Origin of the sequence: Corallococcus sp. CA049B, assembly GCF_003611685.1 — a bacterium.
Lineage (GTDB): Bacteria > Myxococcota > Myxococcia > Myxococcales > Myxococcaceae > Corallococcus > Corallococcus coralloides.
Map to the genome: position 1 here is coordinate 1 of NZ_RAWC01000263.1, position 11,824 is coordinate 11,824.

At 71.5% G+C, this 11,824-nt stretch carries 8 protein-coding genes and 1 pseudogene; 3 read left to right on the forward strand and 6 right to left on the reverse strand.

The genetic code is table 11. From position 1 onward, the window contains the following. Positions 1–90: 90 nt before the first annotated feature. From D7W82_RS34855 to D7W82_RS34865, 3 genes are all read left to right on the forward strand, one after another. Positions 91–1,773 carry a glycosyltransferase family 39 protein gene (locus D7W82_RS34855; protein WP_233588121.1) on the forward strand — a complete coding sequence of 561 codons (1,683 nt, stop codon included), beginning with the start codon at positions 91–93 and terminating at the stop codon, positions 1,771–1,773. A 1,687-nt stretch (positions 1,774–3,460) separates the two neighbouring features. Beyond that, positions 3,461–4,201: a hypothetical protein gene (locus D7W82_RS34860; RefSeq protein ID WP_120622431.1), complete on the forward strand. Its 741-nt coding sequence runs from the start codon at positions 3,461–3,463 to the stop codon at positions 4,199–4,201. Between the two features lie 47 nt (positions 4,202–4,248). After that, on the forward strand, positions 4,249–4,596 hold the full coding sequence (locus tag D7W82_RS34865; protein WP_233588122.1) for a response regulator transcription factor: 348 nt from the start codon (positions 4,249–4,251) through the stop codon (positions 4,594–4,596). On the opposite strand, the gene D7W82_RS34870 is transcribed toward D7W82_RS34865, so the two are convergent. The 6 genes and pseudogenes from D7W82_RS34870 to D7W82_RS34895 all read right to left on the reverse strand — a co-directional run. Continuing rightward, the gene (locus tag D7W82_RS34870) at positions 4,579–5,559 is read right to left on the reverse strand and encodes a DUF4438 domain-containing protein (RefSeq protein WP_120622433.1); all 981 of its coding nucleotides are present in this window, start codon (positions 5,557–5,559) and stop codon (positions 4,579–4,581) included. The two genes, D7W82_RS34865 and D7W82_RS34870, sit on opposite strands and share 18 nt — an antisense overlap. Positions 5,560–5,575: 16 nt before the next feature. Beyond that, positions 5,576–6,673, reverse strand: coding sequence for a hypothetical protein (locus tag D7W82_RS34875; RefSeq protein ID WP_120622434.1), 1,098 nt, complete (start codon positions 6,671–6,673; stop codon positions 5,576–5,578). Positions 6,674–6,730: 57 nt separating this feature from the next. Beyond that, complete coding sequence (locus D7W82_RS34880; RefSeq protein WP_120622435.1) at positions 6,731–8,728, reverse strand: hypothetical protein; 1,998 nt, start codon at positions 8,726–8,728, stop codon at positions 6,731–6,733. A 21-nt stretch (positions 8,729–8,749) separates the two neighbouring features. Beyond that, positions 8,750–10,051 carry a hypothetical protein gene (locus D7W82_RS34885; protein WP_120622436.1) on the reverse strand — a complete coding sequence of 434 codons (1,302 nt, stop codon included), beginning with the start codon at positions 10,049–10,051 and terminating at the stop codon, positions 8,750–8,752. A gap of 36 nt (positions 10,052–10,087) precedes the next feature. Beyond that, positions 10,088–11,152 (reverse strand): hypothetical protein, encoded by a 1,065-nt coding sequence (locus D7W82_RS34890; protein ID WP_120622437.1) that lies wholly within the window; start codon positions 11,150–11,152, stop codon positions 10,088–10,090. A gap of 42 nt (positions 11,153–11,194) precedes the next feature. Continuing rightward, a pseudogene (locus D7W82_RS34895) lies at positions 11,195–11,824 on the reverse strand (hypothetical protein); the annotation flags it as partial.

Genomic DNA, 11,824 nt, shown 5'->3' on the forward strand with positions numbered 1-11,824 from the left:
GCACAATGGGGGGCAGGGGGGCCTGGCGGTACGGGACCTCTGCTCCATGGGTTCTGAAGCCGGGGTTGCTTTCGCGGTATGACGGCGTTGATGACGGAGCCCCGGGCCTTGCGGTGGGGGCTGGGTGTCGTCCTGGGCGTGCTCGCGCTCCAGGCCTCGCGCCTCGCACTGCACAAGGCATTCAGCATCGACGAGTTCCAGTACGCCCATGCCGCGTGGCTCATGGCCCACGGGCAGGTGCCCTACCGCGACTTCTTCGAGGTGCACTTCCCACTCGTGTACCAACTGCTGGCGCCTCTGTTCCGGCTGCTTGGAGATGATCCGCGCAACGTGCTCGCGCTTCGGGCCGCGATGCTCGTGCCGCTCGCGGGGGCGTGTGTCTCCGTGTTCTTCCTCAACCGGCGGGCAGGACGCATCGCCGCGCTCCTGTCTCCGGTGCTGCTGCTCTGCTCGCCGGGCTTCCTGCACTTCGCCACCGAGGTGCGTCCGGATGCCCTCACCGCCGCGCTCTTCCTGGGCGCACTCGCCGCGCTGGCCGTACAGCCCGGCTCCTTCCTCTCGTCGTTCCTGGCGGGCGCGCTGCTCGTTGCCTCGGCGTGGGGCTCCCAGAAAGCGCTCTTCTTCGGCGGGCTCGTGACCGTGGTGCTCCTGGCGGACCTCCTGCGGCGCAAGAACGCTTCTGCCGCGCTCATCGCCGCGCCTCGCGCCTTCTTCGCGGGCGTCGCCGTTGCGACGAGCGCGGTGGCCACCTACCTCACGGTGACGGATTCCTGGGGCGCATGGTGGCGGTGGTGTTTCGTCTGGGCTTCCGAACACCAGCGCCACTACCCGGGCTTCTCGTGGCGCGAATACCTGGTGCCAGCCTTGGAGGCTCAACCCGCGTTCTTCCTCCTCGCCGCTGTCGGGTTCGTCGCCACGTTCCTTCGCTTGCTGAAGCACCCGCGCACTCCGGACCTGCTCCTGTTCGTGGCCGTGCCCGCGACCTTCGGCGCCTATGCGCTCCAGCGCGCTCCGTTCCCGTACAGCCTGCTGCCGTTCCTGGGCGTGCTCGCGCCCTTCGCCGCGCGCGGCGTCCTCGTCGTGCTCTCGGGATTGCGTACTCCCGCTGTGCGGACCTTGGGGCTTGCCGGGCTGGGCGGCCTGTTCGTCGTCCAGGCCGCGTGGGTGGAGGCCTTGCTGGATGGCGGAGGCAATGCGCGGCAGCGCGAGGTGCTCGCTCGTATCGCGGCGCTCACGGGGCCGGAGGATGTCGTCTACGACAACTCAGGGGGCTACGTGAGCCGTCCGCACGCCCACTTCTACTTCTACACGGACGCGTATCTGCGCGGCTCGCTCGCGGGCCTGCTGTCCGATGAGATGCCCCGGGTGCTCGTGGAGCAGGGCTGTGTGCTGCGGGTGGATGACCTGCGGACCTCCGGCCTTCCTCCGGCGCTGCGCCGCTTCCTCGACGCGCACTACCAGCCCTACGACGGTGACTTGTATCTGTGGGGGCAGCGCTACCGCGTGCCCTCGGGCTCCGGCGCCCTGGAGGAGCGCTTCCTCGCGGTGCGCGCCGACCGTTACTTCGTCCAGCCCTCGAGCACGCTCGATACCGGCGCGCTGTTCATCGATGGCGAGCGCATCACCACGCCTGCGTTCACGCTGTCCCGGGGCGAGCACACCCTTCGCTATGAAGGGCGTGCCGAGGCCTTCCAACTCCTGTGGCTGCCCCGCGACGCGAAGCGCTGGACGCCACGGCCGGGGGCTCCGTCCACGTACTCGCGCCTGTTCTGAGCACGCGTCGAGAGCAGGCGAGCTGGCGTGGAGACAGCCTTCCGGGATGACGGCACTGTCGTCCTGGCGGTCCGCCGTGGCACCTCCATCCTGAACTCAACCGTGGAGCCCGGCCCCGGGTCGAACTTCCCTGCGCGAGGGCGATTCCTACTGTGCGTGGGCAGGATTGTTCTCAGGGGAGGTTGCCGTGGCTGGTGATGATTCGGGGCGGAAGCGGAACCGTGCGCCCGTTGCCTCCCAGGGCGTGATGTCGCTCCTGGAGCGCTGGGTTTCCGACCTCGAACGGGATGCTCCCTTCTCACGGGAGGATGCGCCGGAGCCACGCCCGCGCACTTCCGGAGCCGCTGCTCGCTCTGGCGACGAGCCGCTCGAGGCCCCTGGCCCAGGCGGCCGGACGACGCAGGGTGAGTCCTCTGCTTCCTCCCGCGCGGCCCGGGAGGAGCTGCGTCCATCGCGTCGCGACTCCGGCTCCAGGCCTCCTGCCTACACGAGGGAAGACGACTCATCGGGGACAGCGAGTGCGCCGCTGCGTCCTCCTCGTCCAGACGCCGATCGTTTCGCCGAACAGAGGCCCCGCCGGCATTCCTCTTCTCGTGCGGCCAGGGGGGAAGGGCGCCCTGCGCGTCCTGACAGTGCGCCGCTTTCTGAATCGAGGTCCCGTCCTTCTGCTGCATCCGACGCCCCTGACGCCGCACGTGAAGGCATGCGCCCTCCACGGTCCGGCTCCAGCCCACTCGCCGAATCAGCGCCCTTGCCCCGGATGCCGCAGGGCGGAGCCTCTGCTTCTGGTGAGGAACTGCGCCCTCCACGTTCCGGTCGCAGCTCGCTCTCCGCGCCCTCGCCCCGAGTCCGGATGCCGCAGGGCGGAGCCTCTGCTGCTTCCCGCGCGGCCCGTGAAGAACGCCGCCGCGAAGCGACTCCGTTCGGCGAACAGGGTCCCCGCGTCGATTCCGTTCTCGCGGCGCGCGAGAAGCATCACATCGAGGGGGAGCCGTTCAGCGAACATGCGCCCCGAATGCCGGCGGCATCGGAACGCTCGGCCCGCGATGCAAATCGCCACTCGAGGTCCGGCGCGGATCCGTTCACTCCGTCCGAGGCAGATGCTGCTCGTTCGGACCGTGAAGTGGGGCGCCCTTTGCGCACTGATGCGAATTCGTTCGCCTCAGAGGCGACTGCTTCTCGTTCGACCCATGAGGCCAGCCGCCACCTCGGCTCTGGCGCGGATCCATTCAGAGAGGCAGAGACGGCCTCTGCTCGTTCGAGCCATGAGGCAAGCCGTCGCGCTCGCTCTGGCGCGGATCCATCCAGAGAGGCAGAGATGGCCTCGGCTCGTTCGGGCCGTGAGGAAAATCATCACTCGCGCTCTGGCGTGGATCCGTTCGCGGCACCAGAGGCGGCCTCGGCTCGTTCGGGCCGTGAGGCAAATCATCACTCGCACTCGGGCGCGGATCCGTTCGCGGCACCAGAGGCGGCCTCGGCTCGTTCGGGCCGTGAGGCAAATCATCACTCGCGCTCGGGCGCGGACCCCTTCAGGGATCCCGAGCCGGCACCGGGTCGCGCGTCCCGGGAGGAGAACGTTCACCTCCGCTCCGGAGCCGACCTCTTCACCGAGACGCGGTCCCGCGAAGCGGAAGCGCAGGACTCGCCCTTCCGCGCTGCACGCGAGGAGCTCCGGCTCCAGGGGCCCGTGGTCACCTTCCCGGATGGCGCGCGAGTCGTCCTGGGCAACGACGGCGGCCGACCCATCCATCGCGGCACCGTCGCGGTGCGCGGCCCGTGCGCGCCTTCGCGTGAGGAACTCATGGGCCTGGGCCTCACGGAGCCCCAGGCCCGGGCCCTGGACTTCGTCCTCGCCTGGTTCGGGCACCCGTTCGACTCCGTCACCTCCGAGCCCCAGTCCGGCGCCGAGCCCCGGTGGGGCGCCTGGCCCCTGTCAGGGCCCACGCTCATCGCCGCGCTCGCCCACTGGAAGCAGCATGAACCCGAGGCGTTCGACGCGCGCCTGGGCCGGCTGGGGTTCGACGCCACGGCCCTGGCCCTGTTCGCCGAAGACCCCCGACTGCTCGCGGCGCTCGCCCGGGCCGGCCGGGAGCGCGGCGCTCAACGGGCGCAGCTCGAAACGCTCGTCACGCACGTGCTCCGCCCCATGCTCGACTCCTGCGCCCAGGCGGAGACCGCCGTGGACGCGCCCGGTGGCCTCTTCGCCTCGGCCCGCGCGCTGGCCCTGCTCCTCCATTCCGAGCTTCGCTTCGGCCGCCGCGGCGTCACGCGGCTCGTGACGCTCGCACGCGAACGGCCGGAGCCGCCCGTCGCGGGTGAGCACGCGGGTGAACGCCTCGCGGAGGACCTGCGCGCCACCGGACGCTCGCGCGACGCCTCCGAGGTCTGGCGCATCCTCACGACTCCCGAGCTGGCGGATCCTTCCTAGCGCACGCCATGCGGACGCCTCTTCCTCCCGGGAGCCATGTCCTGCTCGTGGTCCCCGACCCCGGCGCCCCGGCGGCTCCCCAGGAGCAGAACCGCGTCCTGGCCGGCGAGCTCATCCTCAACGGGCAGCGCTACCACTTGGTGCCCGCGGAGGACTCCGCGAGCCCCGCGCCCGCGCCCGCGTCCGACGTGCGGCTGCTCACCTCGCGCGAGCTGCAGGTCGTCTCCTGTGTCTGCGCGGGCTGGGGCAACAAGCAGATCGCCACGAAGCTCAACATCAGCACGTGGACCGTGGCGGCCCACCTGCGACGCATCTTCGTCAAGCTGGGCGTGGACACCCGCGCGGCCATGGTGTCGCGCTGCCTGGGCGCCGTGTCCCTACCCCCCGCGCCATGAGGGGTCGTCCGCCGGCGGCGCCACGCTCTGGCGCAGCCCCAGGATGAGCGCCACGTTCGCCTGGGGCCGGCGCACCAGCCGCACGCACTTCGAGGGACAGATGAGCAGCGGCGTCACCCCGGGCCCATGCCCCGCGACCTTGCTGTCCGCGTGCACCACCACCCCCACGGTGACGACCCCCGGCCGCCGCGTGGGCCCGAACCGGTAGTCCAACGGACACACCGCCACCAGGTCCCCCAGCCGGAGCGCGTCCAGCCGGTGCCTGCGCACCAGCCGCGCATCCGACAGCTGGATGTCCAGGTCCCCCAGCACGCCCTCCGAACGCCCGAACCCCGACCCCATCAGCTCCGCCGGCACCGTGTGCGTCACGGGAACCACCAGCCGCCCCGCTTGCGTCCGCACGCCCCAGCGCCGCAGCAGCCGGGGCGACAGGTTCAGCGCCCGCACCTGGGGGAAGTCCGGCAGCTCCAGCCCCTGGCCGTACGCGTCCAACTGCACGCGGTCCCCAATGCACATCCGGCGCTTCACCGCGGGAGGGAAGTCCACGATGACGTGGTTGATGCCGCCGTGCTTGCCCACGACCGTGCCCACCGCGCCCGTCACGGGACCGCTGGTCACGCGCGCGCGGTTGCCCACGCACGCATAGAACATCAGCGCCCGGTTGGAGCCGCCGCGCTGGCCCGCGTCGTCGCGTCCGGGGTTGTTCAGCGACACCCCCGCCTCCATGTGGTCCGCCGCCAGCCCCACCGCGCGGTCCCCCACGCGCCGGTTGAGCACGATGCCGCCGGTCCCCGGCAAGAGCCGCAACACCCCGTCCCGGCCAATGCGGTAGGGCGACACGCGCGCGAGGGGATGGGACACCTGGCCCGCGACCGCCGAGGCCACCATCCGCGACTCGTTGGTGCGCGGCGCCGAGGCGGCCCCCGTCCCCGCCTCCATCAAGGGATGCAGTGTGATGTCCATGCCGTGCCTGCCTCTTTCATCGCATCGCCGGCGCGGGGCTGGTGACGCCCAGCGTCTGGCGCAGGGTGGGCGCCACGCCCCGGAACGCGCGGCCATCCGGCGTCATCCGGTACGCGGCGATCCATTCTTCCGCCACCGGACCCAGCGGCATCACCTCCGTCTGGAAGTCCCTGAAGTCGCGCGTCTTGAACGGGTTGTCCGCGATGAAGTTGAGCAGCAGGCGCCCCGCGTCCGCCATCTTCGAGCGCTGCGAAACCTCACCCGCGCCGCCCAGGTAGCGCTGCGACACCACTTCAATCACGTCCCACTTGGTGTTCGCGTCGAAGGCCTTCTTGATGTCCGGCGTCTCCAGCGCGTCGAGGATGGTCTTGAGGTACTCGCCCACCTCCACCGTGAGCGCCAGGATGTTGCCGTAGGTGGCGCGGTCGATCTGCCAGCGGATGTCCGTGCCCAGGCGCTGGATGGTGGCCTGGCTCGCGAAGGGCCGCTCGTTCAGCTGCTGCGAGCCGCGGATGACCTCACCAATCAGCAGGTCGCGGAAGTACTGCGCGATGGCGGACACGAAGGCGACGAACTCGCGGTGGAAGCTGCGGAACATCACCGCGCCCGGCGGCGCCGCCAGGCTGCCGTAGTTGAACGCGCGCCGGTACGCGAGCTGCCGGTCGCGCGGCTTGTAGCGCAGCGGCTGGTGCTTCTCCATCAGGTACAGCGCCCGCGCGCCGGGCCCCCGCTGGATGCGCATGCGCCCGTCGTGGAAGAGGCGCAGCAGCGCGCCCGCCACCTGGAACACCTTCATCCGTTCATGCTGGTAGATGAAATAGAGTTCCGCGGTCGCGTGGAGCTGCGTCTCGATGACGGACTCGTCGAAGTCCTGGACGAGCAGCGGCTTGTTGATGGCGTCGAAGGACGGCGCTCCGTCCTTGCCCAACCCCATCAGGTCCGAGAAGAGCGACGCCGTCGAGCCGTCGGAGGCGCTGGCGAGCAGCTCCTCCTCCCGGAGCGCGAGCTGCTTCTGCAGCTCCTTGCGCTGCTCATCCGACGTGACGTTGGCGAGGACTTCCCGCTTCCACTGCGAGAACAGCCGCTGAAGGGCTTCTGCCGTACCGATGCTCATGGCATGCCACCTGGGTCAATGACGTTGAAGGAATGGGTTTCAGTCCGGTGCGCGCGCTCACGGCTTGCGCGCGTGGCGGACGTGGCGGCGCGTGTGGCCCGACTTGGCGTGCCCGTTGCCCGGCGCGGGCCGGCTGTCCGCGCCGTGCCGCTCCTTGCCGGCGATGATGCGCTCCACGGCCTTGAGCTGATCCGAGAACGCCTGCTCCAGCTGCCGGGCCAGCTCCGGCCCCTGGGCCTCCAGCTGCTGCTTCACGTCCGTCATGATGCGCGCCCGGCTCCTTTCAATGAGCGAGGCCACGTCGTCCATGCTGGGCCCGTTGCCTCGCGTGGCGGCCGGCGCCTCTGGAGCCCCGCCCGACTCCGCATCCTGCGAGTAGGAGGCCACGGTGGCCTCCGGGTTGAAGTTCGGCTCCAGGTTCTTCTCGATGCGGTCCAGCGAGACGCGGATGGGCGGCGGCACCGTGAACGGCTCGCCGGTGTTGCAGTGCGCGCCCTGGGGGAAGCCGTACTTGTGGTTCCGGTCGTCCTCGATCTCCTCCGCCTGGCCGGGCGCCTCCTGGGTCAGCGTCTTCGCCAGCTCCAGCGAGTCCTCCTCCAGCCCGCATTGCTCCCGGAGGAAGGCCGGGCTCACGTTGAAGACGTCCACGTTGTCGTCCAACTGCTCGATCATCTCCTCGTGGAGGTCCACGCGGTTGCCGCCCGGCACCGTGGCCTCGTCGTAGTCCAGCAGGAACAGGTCGATGATCCGGTCGAGGTGGTAGAGCTTGCGATCCAACCGGGCCAGCTCCTTCCAGAACTCCACCGACGTGCTGGGGTCCATCAGCAGGTCCTCGATGAGCTCCTGGGTGTCGTTGCGCTCCCGGAACTTGTCGTTCAGCTCCTGCTCCTTGCCCGTCAGGTCCCGGAAGGTCAGCGGGACGGGGAGCACCAGGTTGAGCAGCCGCGCCCCGGCGTTGGGCCGGTCGAACGCGTCGATGAAGAGCGTCAGCGACTCCACGAAGGCGGCCAGCGGCGCGGAGGCTCCCTGGACCTTCGCGTTCAGCGCGACGCCCCGGCTGGTGCCGCCGGAACTGGAGAAGCCGACGGTGGACGTGTCCAGCAGGGTGCCGGCCACGTCCCGCAGGCGCCGCAGCTGGATGAGCTCCACGGGCACCGCGGACGCGATGCCGCGCAGGTCCTCCGAATTCTGCCGGGGCGCGTTGTTCAGGAGCACGTCCAACAGCCGCGACATGGCCTCCGGCCGGACGATGGCGCGCAGGTCCGACTGCCCCCGGGCGCGCAGCTGATCCAGCAGCTTGCCGTAGGACGCCTGGCCGTCACCCCAGTCGTCGGAGCCCTCCTGCATGGAGGTGGCGGTGAGCTGCTCCAGCGAGTTGATGAGCGCTTCACGGCGCTGGCGCAGGTCCTGGAGCGCGACCTGGAACACCGTGCCGCCCTTGTCGAAGCCGGCGCGGAAGAGCGCCTCGCCCGCCAGGATGCGCAGGAGCGTGGCGTTGTCGTCGAGGGTCGCCGCGAGCCGGCCGAACTCCTGGACCACCGCGGGGTTGAGCATGCCCACCAGGCGCGCCACGCGCGCGGTGTCCCCCAGCTTGCGGATGGAATAGAAGGCCCGGTCGCGCGACACGGGGTCCACCGCCAGGTTCGCCGCGGCCTCGCCCTCGTCCAGCTCCGCGAGGATGGAGTCGCGCCAGCCGCACACCGGCGCCTTGAAGTCGCGGTTGGAGGCCAGGTTCACCGCGATCTCCAGGTCGTCCGCCAGCGCCTTGCGCTCCTGGCGGAACCGGCGCTGGCCCGGCGAGTCCATCGTCCCGTTCATCACGACCGCGGCGGGCTCGGGCGTGCCCGTGAGGCGGATGGGCTGGCCGCGGCTCTCGTCGTCCAGGCGCGCGGCCGTGGTCGGGTAGAGCTTGCGCAGCGCGTACACCACGGCCTTGGGGTCACGCGCGTCGGACACGCCGAGCTGACGGCGCAGGAACTCGTCGAACTTCGACTTCGCGCTCGAGGCCAGCTCGATGGATGCGGCGGGGCTTCTCCCCTTCACGTTCTCGTACATCGTCCCTCCCTTGAGGTCCTGTCATGCGGCCAGGGTGACGCCCACGCCCGGCGTCCGCGCGCTCCGCGTGCCGAGCTTCACCAGATGATTGAGCACCGTCCGAGAGATGCGCTCGGGCGAGGCCAGCCTCCGTTCGAGCGCCTCGCGGCTGGCGCTCACCACGTGGCGCGGCGGAAGCCCCGGCGGGATGTGCCCGCGCGCCAATGATTCCGCGGCCCGGTCGATGCGCTCCTGATCCGAATGCCAGAAGGGCACCACGTCCACCAACGCGCGCTGCGCCAGGCCCCGGCGGGGCTGGAACGCAATCTCATCCACGACATGGGGGATGAGCCGCGCCGCCGTGGACAGGAGCAGCCGGGGGATGCGCGCGGAGGGCAGCCGCGCGCGGTACAGCCGGTCCCAGTTGTCGCGCGTGTCGCAGGCCCGGCGCTGGAAGCCCATGCGCCGGAGCATCTCCGCCTGGATGAACACCCGCAGGAAGGGCGTGGGGTGCGCGCTGAGCGGATGGAACGTCAGCACCCGTGACGACGGGTACGCGAGGAAGTCCTTCATCGAGTGCACCGACGCGGGCCCTCCGAGCAGGCACGCGATGAGGTCCGCGAAGATCTCCTTGTGCCAGCGGCCCCACAGGCGCGTGAGCCACGGGTTGCCGGTGGCGTGCAGCACCCGCCGCTGGAGCGCCACCTGCGTCTCCTGCCAGATGCCCAGGTCCGCCTGCAGGTTGTGGCCGATTTCGTGGAGGATGACGCCCATGCCCCACGGGGCCTCCACGCGCTCGTAGGGCACGCGGATGAGCGGGAAGGGGTTGCGCTCCCCGAGCAGCCGGCTCAGCAACACGCCGCGCCGGAAGGTGGCCGGGGAGAAGCCGTGCTCCAGGTAGGTGAGCGGCTTGAGCATCGGGCCGTGCAAGAGGCCCGGCGCGGCCTGCCGCACGGCCTGGAAGCAGTCCACCGCGATGGCGTCGCAGGCCGCCAGCGCTGGCGCGAACCGCGTGCCCCGCTGGCTGAAGACGTCGAAGAAGAGGCCGTAGGCGCGGCGGGCGCGGTCGATTTCGCGCTCCAGCAGCGCGTTGCGCTCCAGCACCTCGTCGGGGCTAGGCGCGTCGTGCAGCCCGCCGTTCAGCCGCGACAGGGCGCGGCGCACGTCGCGGTCGATTTCGCCCAGCCGGACGTTGGCCGCGGCGAAGTGCGCGGCGGAGGGGGCGTAGGGGACGTCCCGGGGCCGGATGCCCACGTCCTGCGGCGTGAGGCGCGACAGCCGCCCCGCCCGGAACGTGATGCTCTGGACCTTGGCCCGCAGGAACCGCTGAAGCGTGTCCGCCATGTGCCCGCCTCCCCCTTGCCGCCCACGCCCCCGGGTTCACCGCACGATGATGCGCACCGGCCCCCGCAGCGTGACGGTCCGCAGCCGGCGAAGGCCGGGGCCTCCCATCATGGGATTCTGCCGGCCGCGAAGCCCCGTCCGGCGCAGGCCCGCGCGCGCCCGCAGCTGCCGCACGGCGGGGCTCGTCCGGGCCAGGCGGCGCACCACGCGCGGGCTGGAGATGACGCGCGTCCCGATGCGGCGGAGCATCCGCGGCACCGCCTGGGGGCTCGCGCCCTGCTGGCGCACCAGCCGCGTCACCTGGCGCACCACGCGCGTCACCGCCGGCAGGGCCCGCGGGCCGTAGCGCTGGTTGATGCGCGAGGCGAGCTGCGTCGTCATCTGGCCCACCGCGCGTCCCAGCGCCCGGGCCTGCTGGGGCGACTGCCGGCGGCGCGCGGGAGACATGGTGGAGCGGACCACGTGCCGCGCCGCCAGCCCGCCCAGCACGCGGTTGAAGGCGTCCATGTCCTCGTCGCTGGCGTAGTCCCCGGCGGCGTCCGCGAAGGCGTCCATGGCGTCCGCGCGGAGCAGCCCTCCCAGGGTGCGGCCAATCTCCTGGCCCGCGATGCCGCCCAGCCGGGGCGCGGCCTGGCGGATGAGCCGCATGGCGATGGGCATGGCCCTGCGGCGGATGCGCTGGAAGGTGGGCCCGGCCACGGTGGCCAGGCGGCGCGCGCCAGCCGCCAGGCGGCGGAGGAACTCGTCCTCGTCCTGGGCGTCCATCGCGTCCGCGAAGGTGTCCTCCAGGGCGTTGGGGTTGTCCATCTCGAAGCCCTCGGCCTCGAAACCCTCCTCCATGGGGGTGGGGTTCTCCTCGAAGCCCTCGGCCTCGAAGCCCTCCTCCATGCCCTCGGCCTCGAAGCCTTCGCCCTCGAAGGAGTCCTCCATGGGGGTGGGGTTCTCCTCGAAGCCCTCCTCCATGCCCTCGGCCTCGAAGCCTTCGCCCTCGAAGGGATCCTCCATGCCTTCGTCCTCGAAGCCCTCCTCGCCCTCTGCCAACAGGTCGGACATCTCGTCGCCCTGGCTCGAAAACTCCTCTTCGAAAGGCTGCGGTTGCATGGGTACTCCTCCTTGTCCTGAAGACTTCGTGTGTGGATTGGCCTAGGCGCGGCGCACGCTCGCGGCGCTGACCGCGGCGATGGGGATGCGGCGCAGCACGTGCCGCCGGGCATGCACCCGCCGCGCGGCCAGGCGCGGCGGGACGACGCCCATGGAAGGCACCTGGAGCGCGTGCGTGAGCACCCGGCGCCCCGCGCCCTGCACCACGCCCGGCAGCGCGGTGATGGCGCCGCCCGCGCCGCGCAGGCGCAGGTTCCCCGCCGCCAGCCGGGCGATGAGGCGCATCAGCCGCAGCCGCCGGCCCGCGGTGCCCGGCGCCTGTTGGCAGAGCCGCATCAGGAGCTGCTCCACGCCGCGGGTGCGCGCTCGCAGGACGCCCTGCGCGGCGCCCCCGAGCGCGGTGCTCATGGGCACCGCCTGCCGCGTCACCACCCGCGCCGCGAGCCCCGCGCCCAGCGGCAGGGCCACGGCGGGAGGCACCTGCCGCGCATCCGCCATGTCCGCGAGCGCATCCAGCGACGCGTCGTCATCCGCGCCGTCGCCGCGCAGGATAGAGGACGCGATGCGCCCGCCCACGCCTGGAATCAGGCCACCCACCGCCCCCGCGAGCGCACCGCGCAATCCCTGTCCCCGCAACAATCCCTGCGCGGCGCCGACGCCCGCCGCGACGAC

Excerpts from the sequence above, each read along its gene's own strand:
- D7W82_RS34855 (WP_233588121.1), top strand. The coding sequence starts at position 91 with ATGACGGAGCCCCGGGCCTTGCGGTGGGGGCTGGGTGTCGTCCTGGGC.
- D7W82_RS34870 (WP_120622433.1), bottom strand. The coding sequence starts at position 5,559 with ATGGACATCACACTGCATCCCTTGATGGAGGCGGGGACGGGGGCCGCC.
- D7W82_RS34885 (WP_120622436.1), bottom strand. The coding sequence starts at position 10,051 with ATGGCGGACACGCTTCAGCGGTTCCTGCGGGCCAAGGTCCAGAGCATC.
- D7W82_RS34880 (WP_120622435.1), bottom strand. The coding sequence starts at position 8,728 with ATGTACGAGAACGTGAAGGGGAGAAGCCCCGCCGCATCCATCGAGCTG.
- D7W82_RS34875 (WP_120622434.1), bottom strand. The coding sequence starts at position 6,673 with ATGAGCATCGGTACGGCAGAAGCCCTTCAGCGGCTGTTCTCGCAGTGG.
- D7W82_RS34890 (WP_120622437.1), bottom strand. The coding sequence starts at position 11,152 with ATGCAACCGCAGCCTTTCGAAGAGGAGTTTTCGAGCCAGGGCGACGAG.